Origin of the sequence: Chryseobacterium shigense, from assembly GCF_014207845.1 — a bacterium.
Classification (GTDB): Bacteria; Bacteroidota; Bacteroidia; order Flavobacteriales; family Weeksellaceae; genus Chryseobacterium; species Chryseobacterium shigense_A.
On the sequence record NZ_JACHLC010000001.1, the window covers coordinates 1,930,179 to 1,953,787 of the forward strand.

Below are 23,609 nucleotides of genomic sequence, written 5' to 3' on the forward strand. Positions count from 1 at the left end.
GTTAAATATTCCTTTATTTGTAATATATCCCGGTAATGGATTCAGAGTTTTTAATACAAAATCGGTTACCAGAATAAAAGGCTGTTTTATTAACCCCTTTTAAATCAAAACATTAAAGCAGATAATTCCCATCTAAAAAAAGACATATCAATCCTGATGATAACTTGTAATTACCATTCATGCTGTCTGGTTTTCGCAGGCTAAAGCTTAGTAATGGTAATGGTGAAGACGTTTTCCGGCATATCAACCGTTTCTTCGTAGGCTCCTACATTTATAAAATAATCAGTTCCTGCTGTTGTTGTGAATATGTAGGTTTCTGCAGCACCGCCACCGCCATTATCCACTGCGTTCACACACGACAAGGCGTTACACGCACCACTGTATATATCCATTTGAGGATCGTAAGTACTGCCTGCGGGCATTGTTATTTTAACGGTAAACTGGCCACCATCTCCCGTGAATCTGAACCATGTTCCATCGTTCATCGCATCAGGACATGTTGTTATAAATCCGGCATTGTTGGTAGCAGATACAGCATCATTTTGTGTATAGGTATAAGGAAAAGCAGATGCTGTTAAAGCTCCGGAACAGGCATCATTAGCCGGGACAGGAGGAATTGTGGTGAAAGCAATATTCTCACATCCTGAAGATTCAAGTGCTCCTGCAACGGAAGTTATTTTCAGATAATAGGTGGTATTCGGGTTTAGTGGTGTTGATGGAGAGAAATCTGTAGCAGTTACTGTCTGCTGGTTGATAATATCAGTACCTCCAGCGCTGGTTCCTAATGAAACTTTATAAGAATCGGCCCCGGAAACAGAAAGCCATTTAAAATTTGGGGTTAAAGGAATAAACTGAGCATTATTGGTTGGATAATTAACAAAAGGACATGCGGGTGTAGCTTTGGGGGCTAATCCTGAAATGGTAACCGCAGATTTATAATCCGCTCTTATTCCGCCTGGAGGAGCTGCAGGATCTACCACCATACGGTCTCCTTTGTAATAAAGGGTTGAATTCGGGATATGCGGGTAAACACGAAAAGCTTCATCAAAGTTATTGATATCAATGCTCTGAGAATTTTCCTTTGCTGCAATAACCAGATTATCCGTGTTATTATAAGCAAACGGTGTTGTAAAAGTAACCTCAACTTTATTATTTGTTTTGGTAACAGTACCTGAAAAAACCTGAGTCAGCTGTGAAGCGGGAATCCAGTCTGTACCTGATGCAAATGCTGTCTTTGTGGTATGCCCGATATAAACCGTCCAATCTGAGGAATCATTGATAGTGGCCGAAGGATCAACATAAAATGTAAGACCTGTGATATTCCCTGCAGCAGTGGCATTCAATTCCTGTCTGGGATAGATCTGCTGAACATATGAATATGAAAAGAAACTGCTTACAGGTGCTGTCCCAACGGCTGTACTCCCAATATTTAAATTGATTTGGGCGTTAAACATTAATGCTATTGACAGTAAAGATAAAAGTAAAATTTTCTTCATTACAGATAAATTAATATTGAACATTGTGCTAATTTAAATATAAAATTTCAATTTTTTCAAACAAATGTGAATTTTTATCTTCAATTAACAATATTGTAAATGAATATTTAATATATTTGTAATAAACACCAAAACATGTATCAAAAACTACTTTTTCTGAGTATCCTTTTGGCAGGTCTTTTTAAATCACAGACAACAAACAGGATGAATTTGATTTCAGATGCAGTGTATTACGACGGTTATGCAGCGACCGTTTCTGATCCGGTACCTGCCGGACTCACCAGACTTTCAAATACCAGATATACGAGAAAACTTACGGATGCTGAACTTAATTCATTTAAGGCGAAAATTGCGATGAGAGTTACCATAGGAGCTCTTTGTGATAATTATGACCGTCTGGGAAGTGTTTATTTAACTCTGGTTCCCAAAAATCAGCCTACTTACACCATTGATGATGCTAATGTAAAAAGGATTGAAGTGGGCAGGTATATTACTCCGTTTATGAGTAAAAACAGGACTCCTACAGAAGTTCCTTATACTTATGATTTAAGTAATCTGTACAGCATATTTCATGATACCGCATTACGCACTGCCTATGACATGTATATGGAACTGGACGTTTTTGGCGTTCCCTATGCAGCCCAGACACAGGTTGCGGGTTGTGCCGGCAGAATTGATGTTTTCTCAGGCAGCCTTACATTCTTTTCAACAGATACAGGAGCTACTCCTACAGACTACAATACACTTGTCCCTATATTAAGCTATAACAGACTAAATAACTATAACAGCACTGATGTTACAGGCGAAACTGTTAGAATTGTCAGTTTCAACCTTCCGAATGTCGTTACCAATGCCCGTTTCTATGTAATATCCACTCCACACGGTGCCAATAGCGGTGGTGAAGAATACATAAGAAGGCAAAACTATACTTATATAGATGACGTACAAATGCTTACCTATACTCCCGGAGGAATTTCCTGCGAACCATTCAGGGTATATAATACACAAGGCAACGGAATTTATGGAGCTACTCCAAAATCTCTAACAGAATGGACTTCATGGAATAACTGGTGCCCGGGTAACTCAGTTCCTATCCGGGGCTTTACCATGCCTAGTATATCTGCTGGAAATCACACTCTGAAGCATACAATACCAACAGCAGTTTTTAACCAGCAGCAGGGAGATGTATATTTATCTGTTTACATGCAGGGCAAAAGCAATGCAGCTTTGGATGTAAAGGATATTAAAACCGTAGATGTAAGTATCTACCCCAATCCCACTTCTGATTTTATCAATATAAGATCAAAATCCGATGTGGCCTCGATAAGCCTGTTCAGCATGGACGGGAAAAAATTATCTGAAAATTATGGAGAAAACAGGATCAATATTTCAGCTTACACTACAGGAATTTATTTTCTTAATATTGTTCTGAAAGACGGAACAGCATTCAAACATAAGATCATTAAGAAATAAAATTGCTGATGACTGAGGATCTCGAAGTCACTGGTTTTACATTTTTAACCACCCCGTCAAAAATCCTTTGAATTTTTGACACCCCTCCAAGGGAGAGGAATTCTGATCATACGTTTTTTTTGTCATATTTCAATGCTTGAATATTTGAATAATACTAACTCTCATACATTCCAGTTCTAAAATCATATTCAGATTATTTGAATTTAAAAATAACAACAACTCCTTTGAATACTTTTCAGAGGAGTTTTTTCATGATCCATCAAAAAAATAAAACAATTAACATCTTTTTTCAGGATTTAAGAACATTTAATTCAATCCCTTATCTAAAAAATTGTCACTTCCAGTTTATTAAACTATTTTTGGAGATTAAAATTTTTGCAAAATGAATTATCATTTTCAAGCACACAGACAAGTAAGAAAGAACCTTCTGAATATCCTGCAGAACACTTCCCATGAAGAACTTTTGCTGATTCCTGACGGTTTCAATAACAATATGTACTGGAATATTGCCCATACGGTAGCTACCCAGCAGCTTCTGCATTATTACCTGAGCGGAAATCCTTTCAGAATTGATAAATATTGGATCGAAACCTACAAAAAAGGCACTCTTCCGAACCTGAATGTACAAAAATCCGAAGTGGAAGATCTTGAGTTTTTACTCACCGAAACTTCAAAGATTTTGATGAAAGATTATGACAGCGATTTCTTTTCAGACTATACACCCTACACTACAAGTTTCGGGATGGACCTGAAAAGCATTCAGGATGCCATTATCTTCAATAATATGCACGAAAGCCTTCATTACGGCTATGTAATGGCACAAAAAAGAGCAATACTGGGGGAAATCGGGAGATAGTGAATGCTTGCTGTACAAGTCAATGGTCAAATGTAAATTTCATATAAGCCGGAATTGACTTACAAAGTAGAATTCACATTTCACCATTCACCATATAATTTATAATATACTTTCAATGAAAGACGATTTTATTTTCGGGCTGCGTCCCGTAATTGAAGCTATTGAAGCGGGAAAAACGATTGACAAGATTTTTGTGCAGAATGCACTTCAAGGTCCTATTTATGCTGAGCTGAAAACCATTTTAGCCAAAAATAAAATTCGTCCCAACTATGTTCCGGTTGAAAAGCTGAACCGTTTTACAAGAAAAAACCACCAGGGAGTGGTTGCTTTTATTTCAGATGTTCCTTTTCACAGAGTGGAAGATATTGTTCCGCAGTTATTTGAAGAGGGAAAAACTCCTTTCTTACTGATTCTTGACAGGCTTACTGATGTGAGAAACTTCGGAGCCATCTGCAGAACAGCAGAATGTGTTGGTATAGATGCTGTGATTATTCCTGAAAAAGGAGCGGCACCAATTAATTCAGATGCCATCAAAACATCTGCGGGAGCACTTTATAACGTTAAGATCTGTAAAGAACCGAACCTGGCTCACGCAGTGGATTTTCTTCAGCAGAGCGGTATTTCTGTATTTGCAGCCACTGAAAAAGCCCAAAAACTGATCTATGATGTGAATTTCACAGAACCCTGCGCCATTGTAATGGGAAATGAGGAAACCGGAATTTCTAAAGAAGTAATGCATCATTCAGACGAAAAAATAAAGCTTCCTATTGAAGGGAAAACACAGTCTTTGAACGTTTCCGTAGCATGCGGAGCTATTCTGTATGAAGCGGTAAGACAGAAAATGGCGGCGGCTCCAAATCTTTAAATCAATCAGTACGTGAGTATTTTATCATGATGTTTTATGGTATCGTTATTGATGCACAGAACAGCATATCAGTAAAATTTAAACTTAAAAAAAATCAAATGAAAAACGTAGCAGCATTAATGCTTATCTCATCTATAGCCCTTGTATCTTGTAAAAAAGAAACGGCAACCATCACTAAAGTAGATCCTAAAACCGGGAAAACAGTTACCGTAGAAGTACCTGCCGATTCCGTAGCTAAAGTAGCTGAAAATCCTGCCATTAAAGATTCTGCAGGAGTTTTCACTCAAACGTTCAAGCTGGAAAAAGGAAAAACTTACCCTCTTACCACGTACCAGAGAGATGTAAAAACAATGGAGGACCCTCAGGGGAAAACCATTACAGCAACCAGCGAATCTACAGATGAAATGAACTTCATCGTAAATGATATTAAAGGAAATGTATATGACATGACCCTTAATCTTGTGGCCAAAAGAAATTCACAGAGTGCACAGGGCAAAACAGTGATTGTGGATACCAAGATGGCCATTCCGAAAGAAGATGACCTGAAAATGATCTGGAACATCAATAAAGCGCTTACCGGAAACAAGCTTAATGTGAAAATGGATACCAAAGGAAATGTAATTTCTATTACAGGTTTCGATGCGGTTTACACTAAAGTTACAGCTGCAGTAGGAACCCTGATCAAGGATGCCAACCAGAAAGCAAGTGTTGTAGCCAGCCTTAAGGAAACTTTCAATGAAAAAGTACTGAAAGATCAATTGAATAAAAACTTAACGATTATTCCTAAAAAAGGAGTGAAAATCGGTGAAAAATGGACAACTTCCGAAAATGCTGACCCAAGCGGAAGCGTTAAAGTAACTTCCAATTATGTGCTGAAAAGTGTAGGAAACGGTACCGCTGAAATTTCTATAACAGGAGGAATCCCTAAAAAAACAGAAAAGAAAACACAGGGACCTATCACCCACAGCCTGAGCAGTGAGCTTGCCCAGAACGGAACCATTAAGTTTGACCAAAGTACAGGATGGATTGCCAACCAGAATATCGATGTAAAAACAACACAGATTGAAACTATTTCAGACGGAAAACAGTCACAATCTATGAAAAGTACATCCAAATCTTCTGTAATGGTAAATCCTTCTTCAAAATAATTACAAATAAGTTATAAATTCAAACGACACAATAAGCATGAAAAACTTTTTTTACACAGCATTATTTTTATTTCCATCCCTTATTTACTGCCAGATAACCTTTGAGTCCGGATATATAATTAATGAAAGTGGTGAAAAATTAAACGTTCTCTTAAAAAATCATGACTGGAAGAACAGTCCAAATTCAATAGAATATAAACTTACAGAGAATGGCAAAGCTATAAACCTACAAACTCTGAGCATAAAAGAATTTTCTGTCGGTAATATAAAATATATCAAAGCTAAAGTAATGATTGACAGATCTTCTGATAATATTCAGAACTTATCTGAAACAAAAGAATTTAATAGTAAAGAAGAAACATTATTATTAAAAACTCTGACAGAAGGTAAAATAAATTTATATAGATACAGTGATGGAGCTGTAACCCGTTTTTTTTACAAAAGGGAAGATTCTGAAAATATTATTCCACTGGAATATAAAGAATATTTAGCTTATGACAGAGTTGCTAAAAATGAAAAATACAAAAATCAGCTGAAGCAAGAGTTTTCTGACAACACTAAAATAACAGATACCGATATTCGAAAGCTGATTTATAAAGAAAATGATTTAAAGAAGATCTTCAGTCTTTACAATGGTTCAAATATCATAAGTAATGAAAGTAAAAGCAAAAATTTTCATATTTACCTGAAACCGGGAATAGGATTTTCTAATTATAAAATATTTCCTCTAGCAAATGACAACAGCATAAGCGAATATAAAAAAACCGGTATCCTTTATCGTTTTAGTGTGGAACTTGAGTATGTTTTAAACTTTAATAAAGGCAAATGGGCAGTGATAACTGAACCAAGCTTTCAAATGGTAAACATGCCGGACAATAACTATAACAGAAGAAACTTTGAAATAAAATACTCGTCTCTCCAAATTCCTTTAGGGGTTAAGTATAGTATGTTTTTAAACCAGAAATCTAAATTCTATTTATCGGCATCATTATATTACGACATGATTTTAAATAAGGATGTTTATAATGTGGATAACTCTTCCGTTAAAGCACAGGGCAGAACTTATCAGTCCTTTGCTGCAGGTTATAATTATGATAAATTTGGTATCGAATTAAAATGGGGAGCTATACCTTATTTTTCAAGCGTTTATTATGGTCAACCAAAAGATATAAAAATGAATGGATTTAATGTATCGGCATCCTATAAGCTATTTTAAAAAATAAATTATGAAGTACATTCTTGAGTTAGTACTCACCGCCATTATTATTTTCTTTGTCTGGAATATCCTGAAAAGGCTTTTCTTTAAAACTTTTTATAGCTACAGATTCGACAATAAAAAAGATAATAATACTCAACAGGATCTACATAACTTGAATAAGAATAAACAGAATATCAACTGGGATGCAGAAACAGTTGATTATGAAGAGGTAAAAGAAAATAAAGACAAAAGGTAAAAATTCCAAGAAATAAAAGATAATAACCCACATGGCTAAAAATAAAAACTTAATTTATATTGCAATTTCGTTAGTTGTATTTATAGTTTTAGCATTTTTATACTCCACTCCTGTTTTTTCAGGAAAGCAGCTTTTCCAACATGATATTGTACAGTACAGAGGAGGTGCAAAAGAGCTTCTGGATTACAGAGCCGATACCGGAAAAGAAACCTATTGGAGTGATTCCATGTTTGGAGGAATGCCAACCTATCAGATGGGAAGCCAGTTCAAAGGTGATATCATCAAAAAGATAGACAGCAACCTGAACTTCCTGCCAAGGCCGGTTAATTATCTTTTCCTTCTTTTCGCAGGATTCTTCTTTCTGGGAATGGTTGCCGTAAGAAACTGGAAGTATGCCTTATTGGGAGCCACTTTCTTCGGGCTTTCCACCTATTTTTATATTATTATTGCAGCCGGACATAACGGTAAAGTAAATACCATCGAGTATTTCGCACCACTTCTGGCCGGAATTATACTGGTTTATATCAGGAAAAGTTATATCTGGGGATTTATCACCACCACCCTTTTTATGGGGCTTCAGATTGCAGCCAACCACCCGCAGATGACGTATTACCTGTTTCTGGCTCTGGGCTTCTTATTCCTTTCCGAATTAATAAGAGCCATCCAGAAAAAGACCCCGATGAAACATTTCCTTATTTCCTCAGGAATCATTGCAGCTTCATGCGTGATTGGTGTCGGGATGAATTCCCAAAGGATTATGGCCAATTCCGAGTACATCAAGGAAACCGTACGTGGAAAGCAGATTTTAACGAATGACAATCATACTTCAGGCGAATCAGGATTGGATAAAACCAGCATCCTGATGTGGAGCTACGGAAAACTGGAAACACTGAACCTTTTCATTCCAAGACTGATGGGTGGCGGAAGCCAGGAACCGGAAGCCAAAGAAATGATGAACAAAGTTCAGCAGCTTATCCAGGATAATGTGGGATCACAGGCTGAAATGGACAGGATTTCCAAAGGATTCAACGGGGTAACCTATTGGGGAGACCAGCCGGGAACTTCAGGACCTGCCTATCAGGGGGCCGTTGTATGTTTCCTTGCACTATTAGGCTTCTTCTTTGCATGGAAAAAATACCGTTACTGGATTTTGGGGGCTTCCATTCTGACCATTTTACTGGCGTGGGGAAGCAACTTTATGCCATTATCTGATTTCTTTATCGATTATATCCCTTTCTACAGTAAATTCAGAGCACCTTCTTCCATATTGGTTGTTGTGGAATTACTGTTTCCGTTAATTGCCGTTATTGGAATTTACAGGTTCTTTACAGACGAGAAACTTACCGAGGAATACAAAAAGAAAATTCTTACGTATGTAAGCGGCGGAACTTTAGGGCTTCTATTAATCCTACTCATGTTCGGAAAATCTTTGCTTGGTTTTCATACAGAAGGTGAAAAAACATATTTCCCACCTTTCCTGCTGGATTATCTTACTGAGGAGAGATTCAAATTATTCAGAATTGATGCCTTCAAAGCATTGATTTATGTGGCTATAACGGCAACTGTTCTTTTCCTTTCTATGAAAAAGAAACTGAGCCAGAATATTGCTTTGATTATCATCGGAGCCGTAAGTTTATTCGATCTCTGGACTGTAAACAAACGTTATCTGAATGATGAAAATTACATAGACAAGGTTTTTGCTGAAAATCCGTTCCAGACGGAAAGTTCAGATCTTCTGGCTGAAAAAGTCCAGGGAAACCTGAATCTGGAATCTATTTTAGCCAATACCAACGTTAATAAAACGCTTGAAACCATTGCTGAAAAAGACAAAACCCATTACAGGATTTTTAATAATATCTTGGGAACTTTCAGTGAGACAAATACCTCTTATTTCAAATCTTCAATCGGAGGTTATCATGCCGTAAAACTGAGAAGGTATGACGATGTGATCAATGAATATTTCCAGGTTATGGATTCTGTAAAAGTACCGAATATCCTTAATCTTCTTAATGCCAAATACTGGGTAATGGGAGGACCCGAAGAGCCTCAGGCCATGCCAAATGCAAAAGCAAATGGAAATGCATGGTTCGTAAGCGACCTGAAATTCGTGAACACACCTGACGAAGAAATCAAATCTATCGGGGTGATCGACAGCAAGAGAACAGCTGTCATTGCATCATCAGACAAATCATATTTCAGCAGTAAGCCTGTTCAGGCAGATTCTTCGGCATTCATCAATCTAACGAAGTACCAGCCGAATGAACTTGAATTTAAGTCCCAGTCAAAAACACCTCAATTGGCCGTATTTTCTGAGATTTATTATCCTCATGGCTGGAAAATGTTTGTAGACGAAAAAGAGGTTCCTTACATTAAGGCAGATTATCTTCTTCGTGCCGTGTATGTTCCTGCAGGAAATCATAATATCAGAATGATCTTTGAGCCTGAAGTGATTGAAAAAGGCAAATGGCTGTCATTCTTATCCTTCGGCCTATTTATCACACTGAGTGCATTCGGAATCTTCTGGATGAATAAAAACAGAAAAAAACAGCTTGCTGAGAAAACCGCTTAACATTTAATAGTTATTGTTCAAGATTAAATGGAACAAAAAAAAATACTGATCATCACCTATTACTGGCCTCCTGCGGGAGGTCCTGGTGTTCAGAGATGGCTGAAGTTTGCAAAATATCTGCCGGAATTCGGCTGGAATCCCGTGATCTATACCCCGGAAAATCCAAGCTATCCATTGCTTGATGAAAGTCTTCTGAAAGCTATTCCTCAAAACATAGAAATTGTAAAAACCAAAATCTGGGAACCTTACCAGCTGGCAGAAAAGCTGAATAAAAGCAATAAAAAGTTCAAAGCCGGGCAGTTTGATGTAGGCAAAAACCAGAGCTGGAAATCCAGGCTTTCGATATGGGTGAGAGGAAATTTTTTCATTCCTGATGCAAGGGTATTCTGGGTAAAACCTTCCATCAAATTTTTAGAACAGTACTTAAAAGAAAATAAAATTGATGTGGTTGTTACTTCCGGACCGCCTCACTCACTTCATCTGATCGGTCTGGGTCTAAAAAAGAAACTTCCAAAGCTGAAATGGATTGCCGATTTCCGTGATCCATGGACCGAAATTTCCTATTACAAGCATTTAAAACTTACCAAAAGCTCTGACAGAAAGCACAGACTGCTTGAAAGTGCCGTTTTTAAAGCAGCTGATATAACACTGGCGACAAGCTATACGGATGCTGAAAACTTTAGAAAAGCCGGAGCAAATGCCGTTTGTATTACGAATGGATTTGATGAAAGCGATGCTTCAGCTCCGCTCAATGTGACACAAAAATCATTCACTCTAAGTTATATCGGAGTTCTTGAACAGTTAAGAAACCCTGAGAATCTATGGAAGGCATTGGATGAACTGCTCAAAGAAAATAAAGAATTCGCAGACAGCTTTACTTTGAAATTTGCAGGAAGAGTGGATGATAAAATTCTTCAATGGATTGAACGTTCACCACTGAAAAATCACATCCTGAACCTGGGCTATATTTCCCATGACAAAGCCGTGGAAGAAATGGCCAATTCGGACTTATTACTGATTACCAATTTCCCTAACGAATCTTCCAAAGGAATTATTCCTGGGAAAATATTTGAATATCTGGCAACCGGAAAACAGATCATTTCTTTTGGTCCGGATAAGGCAGATGTTTCAAGGATATTAACAGAAACAGATGCTGGAAAACATTTCAGTTATCAGGATTATGAAATAGTCAAAGATTTTATTCTTGAGAAATTCAGATTATGGAAAGAGGGAAATCTCTCTGAAAACGCTCAGAATATTGAACAGTTTTCAAGAAGGAATCTGACTAAAAAACTTACTGAAGTTTTATCATAATTTTTTTGAACGAATATGCTATAATATAGATGCTTCGACTCCGCTCAGCATGACAATGTCCAAATTGACAGTTATATATTAGAGATGTCATGCTGAGCGGAGTCGAAGCATTATTTCCAAAAACAAATACCTTAAATCGTCCACTGATCATTCACAACAGCAACCAGATATTGCTTACCCTGGAATTTTTCAAAAACAAAACGGATGGTTTTCCAGTCCATTTTCCCATTTTCTTCGGTACCTTTTATATAGTTTTCAGTGAAGTCATTTCCCGGATATATTTTCTTTAAATTATTAAGTGAATTTCCACCACCGAGAAATTTATTTAACGAATACTGTGATGTTGTGAAATCTTTAGAGAAAACCCATTTGGTCAAATAATCATTAATGGTTGCTTTATACGGATCTCCCGATCCATCCTGAGCTCCCCATGTATACAGGTTTTTTGTTGGCTGGTATTTTTCAAAATCTGTCTTAGAAAAATGCATATCTTCTTTGGGGTCAACAAATCCGTACATAGAGAAAGTAATGCCTTTTTCCGGATGGATAAATGCTGCAAAAGCTTTATAATTCTTACTTTTTAAAGCCTGTAAAATTTCATCATTCGTAGACTTTACAGCTACCTCATCCGTTTTTTTCTTCCGGGCTTCCATCTCAATGTTTTTTTCCTTAGCCTGAGCCATAGAATCTATGACATTGGGAATTGGTTTTCCAGGAGTTTTTTCGCAAGCCGTTAACAAGGTTAATCCTAATATTGGAATGATCAGCTTTTTCATCTTTTCAATTTTAATTAAAAAGAAACACCAAAACGGGTGCCAATACAATACTTCCGATAGATAAGTTCTGTTGTCCAACTTTCTTTTAATAAGGTGGTTTTAAGTAAATTTGTCTTATGGAAATTTTAGACATCCTTATCATTGGCGGTGGCCCTATCGGTTTAAACTGTGCTCTTGAAGCCCGGAAAAATAATCTCACTTATCTGGTTATTGAAAAAGGAACTATCGTCAATTCATTATATAACTATCCTTTATATATGCGTTTTTTCTCAACTGCAGAAAAACTGGAAATAGATGACATTCCGTTCATTTCCACCGCTCCTAAACCTGGAAGACAGGAAGCTCTTGAATATTATCAGGGAATTGCAAGGCAGAGGGAAATCAATATTAATCTTTATGAAAAAGTCCTGAAAGTTTCCAAAGCCGGAGATATTTTTAATATTGAAACGTCAAAAGCTGTATATAAAGCAAAGAATGTCATTATTTCTACAGGATTCTATGATATTCCTAATCTGATGAACATTCCGGGAGAAGATCTTCCAAAAGTAAAACACTATTACACGGAACCCTATCCTTATGCAAAACAGAAAATAGTGATAGTAGGATCAAGCAATTCCGCAGTGGATGCAGCTCTTGAAACCTATAGGAAAGGAGCTGATGTAACTATGATCATCCGAAATCCCGAAATCTCAAAAAGTGTAAAATACTGGGTGAAACCTGATATCGAAAACAGGATTACAGAAGGAAGTATTAAAGCTTATTTCAATTCGGAAATAACGGAGATTACTGATAATGCAGTTATTTTTAGAGATAAAAATGGTACAATCAACGAGATTGAAAATGATTTTGTCCTGGCATTAACCGGTTATCTCCCCGATTTTGAATTCTTAAGAAGTTCTGGAATAGAGCTTCAAGGCGACTGCCTGAATCCGATGTATCATCCCGAAACCATGGAAACCAATGTCCCGAATCTGTATCTGGCCGGTGTTGTTTGTGGGGGAAAGGATACGCATCTTTGGTTTATTGAGAATTCCCGTATTCATGCAGAAATGATTGTTGGAAATATTGTTTCCGGAAAAGAATCAGGAGGTAAGACCCGGGAATCAAAATTTTAGATCGCTAATAAAAAATCTGCTTAATCTGCTCAATCTGCGAGAAATTTAATTATATATATTCTTAATATTTATTTCTTCTCTCGCAGATTGAGCAGATTAAGCAGATTCTTTAGTTTCCGGTTCTCTTTTTAAGCATCCAGGGAATGACAAAATAGAATCCGGCAGCAATGCCTACAGCTAATATTCCTGTTCCTATCCACAATGCATTGAATCCGAATTGATTTGCCGTTATTGTCCCGATATATGGTGTAATAATGAAAGCTAAGGCTACGGAGATTCCGTTCATTCCCATGTAGGCTCCTTTATTGTTTTCACCGGAACGCAGAGCGGTTATGGTAGACATAAATGGAAGTGTCCATATTTCACCGATGCACAACAATGTCATGGAAACAACAAGTGTCAGGATCGAATAATCAAAAGCCAGCATTGCATATGATATACCGCACAAAATAGTTCCTATAAACAGGGTAAATGCAAGGTTAAAGTACTTTTCGGCTATCTGTACAAACCCCATTTCCAAAAGCACAATCAGGAATCCGCTGTAGCCAAGAATATATCCTATACTCTGCTGACTTAAATGTGCAGTATCCTTATAAAAGATAGTAAGTGTACTGAACAACTGGAAAAAACAGATCGAAAACAGCATGCAGAAAAAACTGTAAAGCAGAAATTTACTGTCGCGGTATGGAGAGTTTTCTTTTTTAGCTGTAACAGCTTCTTTTACTTTTTTAGGGTTTAATACTGCCTGCCTGTTCCGCTTTCCGAAAAACCTGATATACATTAGCCCTGCCAATAATGCTGCCAATGCATTGCTGAAAAATAAAAATTCATACGAAATAGCAGATAATATTCCTCCCAATGCAGGACCAATAGAAAACCCCAGATTCACAGCCATTCTGTTTAATGAAAAAGCCCTGGTGATATTTTCAGGCTTGGCATATTTAGTGATGGCTACTGAGTTTGCAGGGCGGAAAGTTTCACTTACAATACTCTGGATCAGGATAATGGACGCTAAACCTACTTCTGTTTTAAAAAGTGGAATCATGCAGAACAATGGCACGCTTAACAGCAGGCTCAGACTTTGAACGCGGTATTCTCCTATTCTATCGGTAATTAAGCCACCAAGCCATGAACCCAATACGGAACCTATTCCGAAAAAACTCAGAATAATTCCTGAATTCTCAATACTGAAATGAAGGTGTGCTGTCATATACACTCCAAGAAACGGAAGTACCATAGAACCTGCACGGTTGATGAGCATGACCAGCGCCAGCATCCAGCTCTCTTCTGAAAGTCCTTTGAAAGAACTCGTATATACGCTAATTATTTTCACAATATTATTTTTGAAATAATTCCAGTAAGGGTAAAATTAGGAAAATGGCATGGGCTTCTTTTCCAAAGACACTTCTTTTTATCGATAACATGAATAGAAAGAAAAAAATATGCCCCATTACAAGGAATTAATAGGTAATAAAACAAAAAAAGGCAGGACTTTGTGAAGTCCTGCCTTTATACTTATATCCAATCTTTTTAAGATTATTCTGGTTTAAAGGAATCCTTCAATGTTACTGTACGGTTGAATACAAGATTAGAATCCGTAGAATCCTGATCTTTTGTAAAGTATCCGATTCTCTGGAACTGAAGTGGCTCACCTACAGCTACGTCTTTCAGACCTGGTTCAGCAAATCCTTTAACTACAGTTAGTGATTCAGGATTGATGAAGTTCAGGAAATCTACATCTTTTTCAGCATCAGGCTGTTCAACAGTAAAGAGTTTTTCATAGATCCTTACATCTACAGGGATTGCATGAGTAGCAGATACCCAGTGAAGAGTACCTTTTACTTTTCTTAAGCTTTCTTCCGTTCCGCTTCCTGACTTGCTCTTTTCATCATAAGTAGCATAGATTGTGGTGATCTCACCGTTTTCATCTTTCTCTACTCTTTCGGCTTTGATGATGTAAGCTGATTTCAAACGGACTTCCCCGCCTAATTTCAGTCTGAAAAATTTATTATTTGCTTCTTCTTTAAAGTCTTCTCTTTCGATATATAATTCTCTTGAAAAAGGAATTTCTCTTGTCCCTGCATTTTCCTGTTCAGGATTATTTTCAGTTTCAACCCATTCCTCTTTACCTTCAGGATAATTTTCAATAACCAGTTTCACCGGATCTACAACTGCCATTACACGTTTTGCCACCTTATTCAGGTCTTCACGTACACAGAAGTCCAATAGCTGAATTTCAATCAGGTTTTCTCTTTTGGCAACGCCTACTTTCTCAATAAAATTCTTAATGGATGCTGGTGTAAAGCCTTTTCTTCTCATTCCTGAGATCGTAGGCATTCTCGGATCATCCCAACCTGTCACTGCTTTCTCAGCAACAAGTCTCTGAAGCTTTCTTTTTGAAGTGATCATATAAGACACATTCATTCTGGCAAATTCTCTCTGTTTAGGTGCCAGTTTGGACTCGTCATATACCTGCTCCAGATACCAGTTATAAAGTGGTCTGTGATTTTCAAACTCCAATGAACATAACGAATGCGAAACCTGCTCCAGATAATCCGATTCACCATGTGCCCAGTCGTACATCGGATAAATTTTCCATGTAGTACCCGTCCTGTGGTGAGGTCTTTTCAGGATTCTGTACATTACAGGATCACGTAAATTCATGTTCGGGGAAACCATATCAATCTGGGCGCGGAGAGACATTGAACCTTCTTCAAATTCTCCGTTCTTCATTCTTTCAAACAGTTCAAGGGACTCTTCTGCCGGACGGTATCTGTACGGAGACTCTATTCCCGGTTCTGCCGGATTCTTTCTCTGCTCAGTGATTACCTCAGACGGCTGCTCATCTACGTAAGCTTTTCCTTCTTTGATCATCTGTACGGCCCATTCGTAAAGCTGCTGGAAGTAGTCGGATGCGTACAGCTCTTTATCCCATTTGAAACCTAACCATTCAACATCTTTCTTGATAGAATCTACGAATTCCTGTTCTTCTTTTTCAGGGTTCGTATCGTCGAAACGAAGGTTTACGGGAGCATTGTATTTTTCGCCCAGACCAAAGTTGATACAGATCGCCTTTGTGTGACCTATATGCAGATAACCGTTGGGTTCAGGGGGAAAACGGAAACGGATCTGATCTTTTTTAAGACCGTTTGCCATATCATCTTCAATAATTTGCTCAATAAAATTGAGTGATTTTTTTTCTTCTTCCATTTAAATTTAGCTTTTACAAAAAAAGTTTCACAAAGTTACGGAAAATTTGGGGCTTACGGAAATGATAATTTAATTGATAAAGCGATGATAATTCAATATTTTTTGATTAATTTAGTTAAAACTAAAAACCGTTTCTAAAATTACCGACCATGGCTGTTTATATCCTAAGCAATCGTAAGATCGTCCGTCACAAAGGCGAAAAAGCAGATTCATTTTCCAATGATGAATATTCTATTCCCAATTTCAGGATTGCAAAATGTGATTTTGATTCCTACAAAGAACCAACTGCCGCAGCCAAAAAGAAAAAAGATTACACCAACCGTAACATTTTAAATTACAAGTTATTTTCCGAGCCTGAAAAACAGGGTTACCAGGACGTACTGGACGTTTTATTGAATGAGAAAGGCATTAAAAAATCTACTCTAACGGCCAATAATCTTGGCGGAACACAAAGAATGTTCTATGAACTGTATAAAAATATGTCTTCCACAAAGGACCGGAGTGATGTTCTTATTTTCATTCACGGCTATGCTTACGATTTTGATGATGAATTAAAAGCAATTACAGATCTTAAAAAACTGTTTATTGATAATCCAGAATCACCCGTAGAACACATTCTTTTTGTGAGCTGGCCTGCTTCAAGCAGTATTGTGCCGTTAACATATTTTGATGATAAGGCTTCGAGCGTTAATTCAGGATCATCACTGATGAGGCTGTTTTATTTTTATACCCAGTTTTTAAAAGATATTTTTTCAAACCGCGATCTGGCCCCGTGTAACCAAAGGATACATCTGATGGCTCATTCTCTTGGAAACAGGGTCCTTCAAAGTATGCTGTACAGCCTTAAAAGAGAAAATATCCTCCGTGTTATCGACCAGGTAATGCTTTTAAATGCCGATGTAACGTATAAAGTTTTTGAGGATTCTGAAGATTCCTATAATAAACTTCCGTTGCTGGCCAACCGTATTTCTATTTATCTGAACAGAAGGGATACTGTCCTGGGAATTTCACAATTCACGAAAAATATTCTTACACCGAGATTAGGGAAAAACGGACCAAGTGATATGGAAAAATTGAAAGATATTGTTTCCGTCATCGACTGTACTTTTGTAGAAGATGATATCCTGAGCAGTTTCAAATATGAGGTGGGAAATCATTGGGGATACCTTTCCAGCTCAATGGTTCAACAAGATATTTTTCAAAACTTATATGGTATAGACAGGAATTTAATAACCAATAGAATAAAAAACAGCGAAAATATTTTCACAATTACTTCCTAGAGATTAATTAAAGGAGTATTGTGAAATTAATCATATGTTAAACTTTAAATCAATGTTTAAGTTGGCATAGAGATTGCAATTTTCATTAAACAGAGAAATACAAACTTATCATGAAAAGAATTAAAAGCAGATTTTCTTATATATTGAGCTATATTAAGAAAACAATTTTCGTAAAAGATGTGATTTAATTGTAAGTATTAACCCGAAAAATAAAATTATCCGAGCCTAACATTACTTTAACCTAATATTTCATTTGTTCTCTATCTTCCAATTTCATTTTTTGGAAGTTATTTTAGTTTATTCAATCTTTACAAAATTAGATAAGATCATGGAAAGCTGAACATTCCAGCAATCCAACCAGTGCGGAATTATCCTGCTATATTCTAACTAGTTAATGATGGTCCTTTTATATTTTAAACCACAACAACTCGTTTTTGAGTTCCAGATCCGATTCAAAATTATTTACAAATAAAGCTCCGGTACCCAAACCTTGCGGCATCGGATTCCTTTTTGTGAATGTATACTGTGCAATGGCATTCAAACCAATATTACTTTCCAGAGCGGAAGTAATCCACCAACCGATATTCTTATCTTCCGCAAGGGAGATCCACTCATCTGAGCCGGCAAAACCGCCAACCAGAGCAGGTTTAAGAATAATATACTGAGGCTTGATGATTTCTAAAAGTTTTCTCTTTTCAGCAGGATTGGTAATCCCGATCAATTCTTCATCTAAAGCAATAGGTGTAGGGGTTTGGGCACATAATGCTGCCATATCATTCCAGTTCCCGGCTTTTACAGGCTGCTCGATAGAATGGATGTGAAGGTCGGCAAGCTGTTTCAAAACAATCTCCGCTTCTTCCCTGCTAAATCCGCCATTGGCATCCACCCGAAGTTCCAGCTTATCTTTTGAAAATTTCTTCCTTAATTCGTGAAGGATTTTATGCTCGGATTTCCAGTCAACTCCAATCTTAAGCTTGATACAATGAAAACCTTTTTCAAGCTTCTCCCGGATCTGCTCTTCCATATACTGAACGTCTCCCATCCAGATCAGTCCATTAATCCTGATCGCTGCTTTTCTTTCTGTAAATTCACTTGGAAAATACAGATGGGCTCCATGTTTAAGATTTAAGATTGCCTGTTCATAACCGAACCATATGGAGGGAAAATCTCTCAGCTGTTCTTTCAAATACTGATTATCCCTGTTAATATTTTCGCACAGCCATTGCAGCTTTTCTTCATAATCCGGTCTGTCATCAAAACTCAGTCCCCTGAATACAGCACATTCACCGGTTCCCTTTTTTCCATCATTTTCAACTTCAAGGATGAAGGTTTCTTTTTCATGCAAAACGCCGCGAGATGTTCCGCTCGGGCGTTTGAATTCTAATAAATATCGGGAATATTTTGCTTTCATTATTTTACACTGTCAATCCGCATAAATTCCTCTGCTTTTTCTACCATCTGAATGCTTCCACAGAAAAACGGGATTCTCTGGTGAAGTTCAGTAGGTTCTACCTCGAGAATTCTTCTGAAACCGTCTGTTGCTTTTCCGCCGGCCTGTTCTGCAAGGAATGCCATAGGATTACATTCGTATAACAATCTTAGTTTTCCGTTCGGAGCCTGGGAATAAGAAGGATAAATATAAATTCCTCCTTTCAGCATATTTCTATGGAAGTCTGCCACTAAAGAACCGATATATCTTGATGTGTAAGGACGGTCTCCTTCTTCCATCTGGCAGTATTTAAGATAATTTTTTACACCCTGCGGGAATTTGATATAATTTCCTTCGTTGATGGAATAAATTTTTCCGCTTTCCGGAAATTTTAAATTAGGATGGGAAAGATAGTAGGTTCCTAATGACGGATCCAACGTAAATCCGTTTACCCCATTTCCGGTAGTATACACAATCATAGTGGAAGAACCGTAGATCACATATCCTGCAGCAATCTGGTTGATCCCTTTCTGAAGGAAATCCTCCAGCTGAACCGGAGTTCCGGGTTCCGTTACCCTTCTGTAAATAGAGAAAATAGTTCCCACGGAAACATTCACATCAATATTGGAAGATCCGTCCAAAGGATCGATCAGTACTACATATTTGCTTAAGTGTCCGTTTTCACCACATTTAATGTCAATAAAATCATCATTTTCCTCGGAAGCAATACCACACACCACCTCTCTCTGTGACAAAGCTGTAATAAAAATATCATTGGCAATTACATCAAGCTTCTGCTGTTCCTCTCCCTGAATATTCTGATTTCCGGCAGCTCCTGTTATATCTACAATTCCAGCCTTGTTTACTTCTCTGTTTACCACTTTTGAAGCCAGTCTTATTGCACTCAGAAGACGGGAAAATTCCCCGGTGGAATACTGAAAATCGTCCTGCTTATCAATAAGAAATTCTCCTAAAGTCTGTAATGGTTGATTTGACATATTTTTCTTTTTACGTTTTCTCCAAATTTCGGAAAATTTATCGGAGAAAGAAAGTTTTTATCAGAAAAGACCTTAATTACTGTTTATCAAAACAATACAAAGCAACCAATGATTCACACCTAAAATTATAATAGAATAATTAATCCCCATTTGATGATAATAAATCAATGAAATTATGATAATTTTCCTCAAGTCTCAATTTTAATGAAATCTTAATTCCTTACCGGCGGCGGACACTTTCATATCTCGTTGTAAATTTATAATTTTGACGTCCGTAAAAAACTCATGTAATTTTTAATCTAACAATTTTATTTTAAACAAATTAATGAAAATTTTCAAGTTTGGTGGAGCATCTGTAAAAGATGCCGAAAGTGTAAAAAATGTGTCCATGGTTTTACAAAGCCAGGGGTTTGCCAAATGTCTGCTGGTTATTTCAGCAATGGGCAAAACGACCAATGAGTTGGAAAAGGTTGTAGAACTTTATTTCAAGAAAGATAACTATCAAACTGAGATTGAAAAGATAAAACGAAAACACATCGAGATTGCGGACGGTCTGTTTTCTGAAAATCATGCAGTTTTTGCTGAGATCAATTTATTTTTTGATGATATTGATTCTTTCTTAAGAAGAAACAAGTCTCCAAATTACAGCTTCGTTTACGATCAGGTGGTAAGCTGCGGGGAAATGATCTCTACTAAAATTTTAAGTGAATACCTGAATGAAATTCAGTTTACCAATCAATGGCTGGATGCCAGAGATTTTGTAAAAACCGACAGTTCTTACAGAGAAGGTGTGGTAGACTGGGCAAAAACAGAAGAATCTATTTCAACATTAAATACGGACATCTGCTATGTAACGCAAGGTTTCATAGGTTCTGATGATAATAATTTTACAGTGACTTTAGGAAGAGAGGGGTCTGACTACTCTGCCGCTATTTTTGCCTATTGCCTGAATGCTGAAGCCATGACAATCTGGAAGGATGTTCCGGGAGTAATGACTGGGGATCCCAGAAAATTCAGCGATGTTTCTCTTCTTTCCAATATTTCTTATGAGGAAGCTATTGAAATGGCTTATTACGGAGCAAGTGTTATTCACCCGAAAACTTTACAGCCGCTAAAGCAGAAAAACATTCCATTTTATGTAAAATCTTTTGTAGATCCTGCCAAAGAAGGAACTAAAGTCGGAGCTTCAGATAAAAACCAACATGAAGAATCTTATATCCTAAAAGAAAATCAGGTTCTTTTAAAAATTTCAACAAGAGACTTCTCTTTCATTGCAGAAGACCATATGAGCCTGATCTTCGGATATCTTTCCAAATACAAGATCAAGGTATCTCTGATGCAGAATTCTGCTATTTCATTAGCATTATGTTTAGAAGATAAATATAATACAGCAGATGAGCTGAATGAAGATTTGCAGAAAGTATTCAAAACAGAAGTTGTAAAAAATGTATCTTTATTTACCGTAAGGAATGCGAAGATGGAGAACATTGATAAATTTTACCAGGAAAAAAGCGTATTATTGGAACAGATTTCGAAGAATACGCTTCAAATGGTAACACAATAAAAACTAATTGCGACTAAACACAATATGAGTTTAATTTCGAAAAACGATCTTATAACAGCTTCCGGCTTAAGCAAAATCGGGTTCCTTAAGAATCCGGTTGCATCTGCTGTGATGAGCATTGCCAAAATAAATGAAGTTAATAGGCTATATGATAAATTAAAGGATAAGGAAGGCAAAGATTTTTTCGACTCATTTGTAAGAGAAAGAAACTTAAGTTATGTCGCTTTTGAAGAGGATCTCGCAAAAGTTCCCAAAACGGGACCGTTTATTTTGGTCTCCAATCATCCGCTGGGTGCTATTGACGGAATTTTAATGTGTAAGATCCTTACGGAAGTACGCCCTGATTTTAAAGTGATGGGTAATTTCCTTTTGGAAAAGATCAAACCGATGGAGCCGTATGTGATATCCGTCAACCCTTTTGAGAATAAAAAAGAAGCTTACAGCAGTACTTCCGGAATGCGGGAAACCCTGAAACATCTTCAGAACGGAGGATGTGTAGGTATTTTCCCGGCGGGAGAAGTTTCCAATAAAAATAATCCTTACGGAGAAATTCTAGACAGGGATTGGGAAAAACCAGCCCTTAAGCTCATCCGTATGGCGAAAGTACCGGTGGTTCCTTTATATTTTCATGCTAAAAACAGCCGTTTGTTCTATCAGGTTGCCAAACTTCATCCAAGTTTGCAGACACTGATGCTTCCTGCTGAAATGATGAATGACAGGGAAAAACCTATCAGGATCAGGATTGGAAAACCCATTACGGTAAAAGCAATGGATGAAATGGAAACCATTGAAGAACTGGGTGAATTCCTGAAGCGTAAGGTGTATATGATGAAATCTTATTATGAAAAGAGAAAATCATTGGCCCAAACTATTAATCTTAAAAATTTAACGGTAAAATTCCCTCTGTTAAAAGAGGAAAACATCGTTCAGAATATTATTGATGAAACCCCTAAGGAAGATATCCTTAAGGACATCAACAGGCTGAAAGGGACGGATAAAATGCTTTTCAGTAACGGAAACTACGAGATCTACTTCACTACATATGAAGAAATACCTTCTGTAATGAGAGAAATCGGACGCCAGAGAGAACTTACCTTCCGTGCTGTGGGTGAAGGAAGCAATCTTCCTTTCGACCTTGATGAATATGACAAACATTACCATCATCTCTTCCTTTGGGACAGCAGTGCAGAAAAGCTTGCCGGAGCCTACAGAATGGCTTTAGGTAAGGAGGTGATGAAGAAGTACGGCATCAAAGGATTCTATACAAGTTCTTTATTTGAATTTGAGCAGGATATCCATCCGTTCTTCAAGAAAGTGATTGAAATGGGCCGCGCCTATATCTGTGAGGAATACCAGCAGAAACCACTTCCTCTTTTCCTTTTATGGAGGGGAATTGTTCATGTATGTTTAAGAAATTCCGATCATAAGTTCCTGATGGGCGGTGTAAGTATTTCCAATAAATTTTCTGAGTTTTCCAAGTCTCTGATGATTGAATTCATGCGTTCGAATTATTTTGATTCCGCGGTGGCGCAATACATCACACCAAGAAATGAATACAAGGTAAAACTGCGCGACAGGGATAAGAATATTTTTTTCGAGGAAATGGAATCCGACCTGAATAAACTTGATAAAATTATTGATGACCTTGAACCTGAATTAAGATTACCTGTTCTGATCAAAAAATACATCAAACAGAATGCTAAAGTAATTGCTTTTAATGTAGACCCGAACTTCAACGATGCCATCGACGGATTGATGTACATCAGGATCAGTGATCTTCCTGAAAGTACGATAAAGCCTGTACTGGAGGAGATGAGTGATCATATCAGGAAAGAACAGGAAAATAATTCAGCTGAAAATCAGTAGGTTTTATTTTTATTTTAAAAAAGTGCGGTTAATACTTGCTTCATATAAGAAAACTTACTACTTTTGCATCACTTTAAAACAACGAAGTAAGCCAACAAAAATATAATGGTTTCTTAGCTCAGTTGGTAGAGCAATGGATTGAAAATCCATGTGTCCCTGGTTCGATTCCTGGAGAAACCACTTGAAAACCTCTAAT

Annotated in this window: 18 protein-coding genes and 1 tRNA gene; 13 read left to right on the top strand and 6 right to left on the bottom strand. The window is 37.2% G+C overall.

The features are described 5' to 3' along the window. Positions 1-200 precede the first annotated feature (200 nt). A complete protein-coding gene (locus HNP36_RS08900; protein WP_184158324.1) occupies positions 201-1,496 on the bottom strand; it encodes a hypothetical protein in 1,296 nt (431 codons plus the stop codon). Between the two features lie 135 nt (positions 1,497-1,631). On the opposite strand from HNP36_RS08900, the gene HNP36_RS08905 reads away from it, so the two are divergent. The 8 genes from HNP36_RS08905 to HNP36_RS08940 all read left to right on the top strand — a co-directional run bounded on the left by HNP36_RS08905 (position 1,632) and on the right by HNP36_RS08940 (position 11,175). Next, positions 1,632-2,969, top strand: a complete 1,338-nt coding sequence (locus tag HNP36_RS08905) for a peptide-N-glycosidase F-related protein (RefSeq protein ID WP_184158322.1) — start codon at positions 1,632-1,634, stop codon at positions 2,967-2,969. 382 nt (positions 2,970-3,351) lie between these two features. Next, positions 3,352-3,825, top strand: coding sequence for a DinB family protein (locus tag HNP36_RS08910; protein WP_184158319.1), 474 nt, complete (start codon positions 3,352-3,354; stop codon positions 3,823-3,825). 115 nt (positions 3,826-3,940) lie between these two features. Beyond that, positions 3,941-4,690: a 23S rRNA (guanosine(2251)-2'-O)-methyltransferase RlmB gene (gene rlmB / locus HNP36_RS08915; RefSeq protein ID WP_184158317.1), complete on the top strand. Its 750-nt coding sequence runs from the start codon at positions 3,941-3,943 to the stop codon at positions 4,688-4,690. Between the two features lie 98 nt (positions 4,691-4,788). Then, positions 4,789-5,838 carry a DUF6263 family protein gene (locus HNP36_RS08920; RefSeq protein ID WP_184158315.1) on the top strand — a complete coding sequence of 350 codons (1,050 nt, stop codon included), beginning with the start codon at positions 4,789-4,791 and terminating at the stop codon, positions 5,836-5,838. A 37-nt stretch (positions 5,839-5,875) separates the two neighbouring features. Beyond that, on the top strand, positions 5,876-7,054 hold the full coding sequence (locus HNP36_RS08925; RefSeq protein WP_184158313.1) for an outer membrane beta-barrel protein: 1,179 nt from the start codon (positions 5,876-5,878) through the stop codon (positions 7,052-7,054). A 10-nt stretch (positions 7,055-7,064) separates the two neighbouring features. After that, positions 7,065-7,292 (top strand): hypothetical protein, encoded by a 228-nt coding sequence (locus HNP36_RS08930; protein ID WP_184158311.1) that lies wholly within the window; start codon positions 7,065-7,067, stop codon positions 7,290-7,292. 31 nt (positions 7,293-7,323) lie between these two features. After that, a complete protein-coding gene (locus tag HNP36_RS08935; protein WP_184158309.1) occupies positions 7,324-9,861 on the top strand; it encodes a hypothetical protein in 2,538 nt (845 codons plus the stop codon). A 27-nt stretch (positions 9,862-9,888) separates the two neighbouring features. Then, positions 9,889-11,175 carry a glycosyl transferase family 1 gene (locus tag HNP36_RS08940; RefSeq protein ID WP_184158307.1) on the top strand — a complete coding sequence of 429 codons (1,287 nt, stop codon included), beginning with the start codon at positions 9,889-9,891 and terminating at the stop codon, positions 11,173-11,175. A gap of 131 nt (positions 11,176-11,306) precedes the next feature. Here HNP36_RS08940 and HNP36_RS08945 read toward each other — a convergent pair whose 3' ends face one another. Further along, positions 11,307-11,951 carry a hypothetical protein gene (locus tag HNP36_RS08945; RefSeq protein ID WP_184158305.1) on the bottom strand — a complete coding sequence of 215 codons (645 nt, stop codon included), beginning with the start codon at positions 11,949-11,951 and terminating at the stop codon, positions 11,307-11,309. A gap of 116 nt (positions 11,952-12,067) precedes the next feature. Here HNP36_RS08945 and HNP36_RS08950 point away from each other — a divergent pair, with 116 nt between their 5' ends. Then, complete coding sequence (locus HNP36_RS08950) at positions 12,068-13,066, top strand: YpdA family putative bacillithiol disulfide reductase (RefSeq protein WP_184158303.1); 999 nt, start codon at positions 12,068-12,070, stop codon at positions 13,064-13,066. Between the two features lie 109 nt (positions 13,067-13,175). On the opposite strand, the gene HNP36_RS08955 is transcribed toward HNP36_RS08950, so the two are convergent. Further along, a complete protein-coding gene (locus tag HNP36_RS08955; protein ID WP_184162163.1) occupies positions 13,176-14,342 on the bottom strand; it encodes an MFS transporter in 1,167 nt (388 codons plus the stop codon). A gap of 260 nt (positions 14,343-14,602) precedes the next feature. After that, entirely contained in the window at positions 14,603-16,276 is a 1,674-nt protein-coding gene (locus HNP36_RS08960) for a glutamine--tRNA ligase/YqeY domain fusion protein (RefSeq protein WP_184158301.1), read from the bottom strand. Positions 16,277-16,425: 149 nt separating this feature from the next. On the opposite strand from HNP36_RS08960, the gene HNP36_RS08965 reads away from it, so the two are divergent. Beyond that, positions 16,426-17,556 carry an alpha/beta hydrolase gene (locus HNP36_RS08965; RefSeq protein ID WP_184158298.1) on the top strand — a complete coding sequence of 377 codons (1,131 nt, stop codon included), beginning with the start codon at positions 16,426-16,428 and terminating at the stop codon, positions 17,554-17,556. Positions 17,557-17,962: 406 nt separating this feature from the next. Here HNP36_RS08965 and HNP36_RS08970 read toward each other — a convergent pair whose 3' ends face one another. Together HNP36_RS08970 and fbp are read right to left on the bottom strand one after the other, a co-directional pair. Next, positions 17,963-18,967, bottom strand: a complete 1,005-nt coding sequence (locus tag HNP36_RS08970; protein ID WP_184158296.1) for an o-succinylbenzoate synthase — start codon at positions 18,965-18,967, stop codon at positions 17,963-17,965. Next, positions 18,967-19,983 carry a class 1 fructose-bisphosphatase gene (gene fbp / locus HNP36_RS08975; RefSeq protein WP_184158294.1) on the bottom strand — a complete coding sequence of 339 codons (1,017 nt, stop codon included), beginning with the start codon at positions 19,981-19,983 and terminating at the stop codon, positions 18,967-18,969. The genes HNP36_RS08970 and fbp overlap by 1 nt, the downstream gene beginning before the upstream one ends. A 325-nt stretch (positions 19,984-20,308) precedes the next feature. On the opposite strand from fbp, the gene HNP36_RS08980 reads away from it, so the two are divergent. The 3 genes from HNP36_RS08980 (at position 20,309) to HNP36_RS08990 (ending at position 23,593) form a co-directional block, all read left to right on the top strand. After that, positions 20,309-21,547: an aspartate kinase gene (locus tag HNP36_RS08980; protein WP_184158292.1), complete on the top strand. Its 1,239-nt coding sequence runs from the start codon at positions 20,309-20,311 to the stop codon at positions 21,545-21,547. A gap of 24 nt (positions 21,548-21,571) precedes the next feature. After that, positions 21,572-23,413, top strand: a complete 1,842-nt coding sequence (locus tag HNP36_RS08985) for a lysophospholipid acyltransferase family protein (RefSeq protein WP_184158290.1) — start codon at positions 21,572-21,574, stop codon at positions 23,411-23,413. Positions 23,414-23,520: 107 nt separating this feature from the next. Then, positions 23,521-23,593, top strand: a tRNA-Phe gene (locus HNP36_RS08990). The last annotated feature ends 16 nt before the right edge of the window (positions 23,594-23,609 follow it).

Bases quoted from the DNA above. Each gene is read 5' to 3' on its own strand.
- HNP36_RS08900 (WP_184158324.1), bottom strand. From the start codon at position 1,496: ATGAAGAAAATTTTACTTTTATCTTTACTGTCAATAGCATTAATGTTT.
- HNP36_RS08905 (WP_184158322.1), top strand. From the start codon at position 1,632: ATGTATCAAAAACTACTTTTTCTGAGTATCCTTTTGGCAGGTCTTTTT.
- HNP36_RS08910 (WP_184158319.1), top strand. From the start codon at position 3,352: ATGAATTATCATTTTCAAGCACACAGACAAGTAAGAAAGAACCTTCTG.
- rlmB (WP_184158317.1), top strand. From the start codon at position 3,941: ATGAAAGACGATTTTATTTTCGGGCTGCGTCCCGTAATTGAAGCTATT.
- HNP36_RS08920 (WP_184158315.1), top strand. From the start codon at position 4,789: ATGAAAAACGTAGCAGCATTAATGCTTATCTCATCTATAGCCCTTGTA.
- HNP36_RS08925 (WP_184158313.1), top strand. From the start codon at position 5,876: ATGAAAAACTTTTTTTACACAGCATTATTTTTATTTCCATCCCTTATT.
- HNP36_RS08930 (WP_184158311.1), top strand. From the start codon at position 7,065: ATGAAGTACATTCTTGAGTTAGTACTCACCGCCATTATTATTTTCTTT.
- HNP36_RS08935 (WP_184158309.1), top strand. From the start codon at position 7,324: ATGGCTAAAAATAAAAACTTAATTTATATTGCAATTTCGTTAGTTGTA.
- HNP36_RS08940 (WP_184158307.1), top strand. From the start codon at position 9,889: ATGGAACAAAAAAAAATACTGATCATCACCTATTACTGGCCTCCTGCG.
- HNP36_RS08945 (WP_184158305.1), bottom strand. From the start codon at position 11,951: ATGAAAAAGCTGATCATTCCAATATTAGGATTAACCTTGTTAACGGCT.
- HNP36_RS08950 (WP_184158303.1), top strand. From the start codon at position 12,068: ATGGAAATTTTAGACATCCTTATCATTGGCGGTGGCCCTATCGGTTTA.
- HNP36_RS08955 (WP_184162163.1), bottom strand. From the start codon at position 14,342: ATGCTGGCGCTGGTCATGCTCATCAACCGTGCAGGTTCTATGGTACTT.
- HNP36_RS08960 (WP_184158301.1), bottom strand. From the start codon at position 16,276: ATGGAAGAAGAAAAAAAATCACTCAATTTTATTGAGCAAATTATTGAA.
- HNP36_RS08965 (WP_184158298.1), top strand. From the start codon at position 16,426: ATGGCTGTTTATATCCTAAGCAATCGTAAGATCGTCCGTCACAAAGGC.
- HNP36_RS08970 (WP_184158296.1), bottom strand. From the start codon at position 18,967: ATGAAAGCAAAATATTCCCGATATTTATTAGAATTCAAACGCCCGAGC.
- fbp (WP_184158294.1), bottom strand. From the start codon at position 19,983: ATGTCAAATCAACCATTACAGACTTTAGGAGAATTTCTTATTGATAAG.
- HNP36_RS08980 (WP_184158292.1), top strand. From the start codon at position 20,309: ATGAAAATTTTCAAGTTTGGTGGAGCATCTGTAAAAGATGCCGAAAGT.
- HNP36_RS08985 (WP_184158290.1), top strand. From the start codon at position 21,572: ATGAGTTTAATTTCGAAAAACGATCTTATAACAGCTTCCGGCTTAAGC.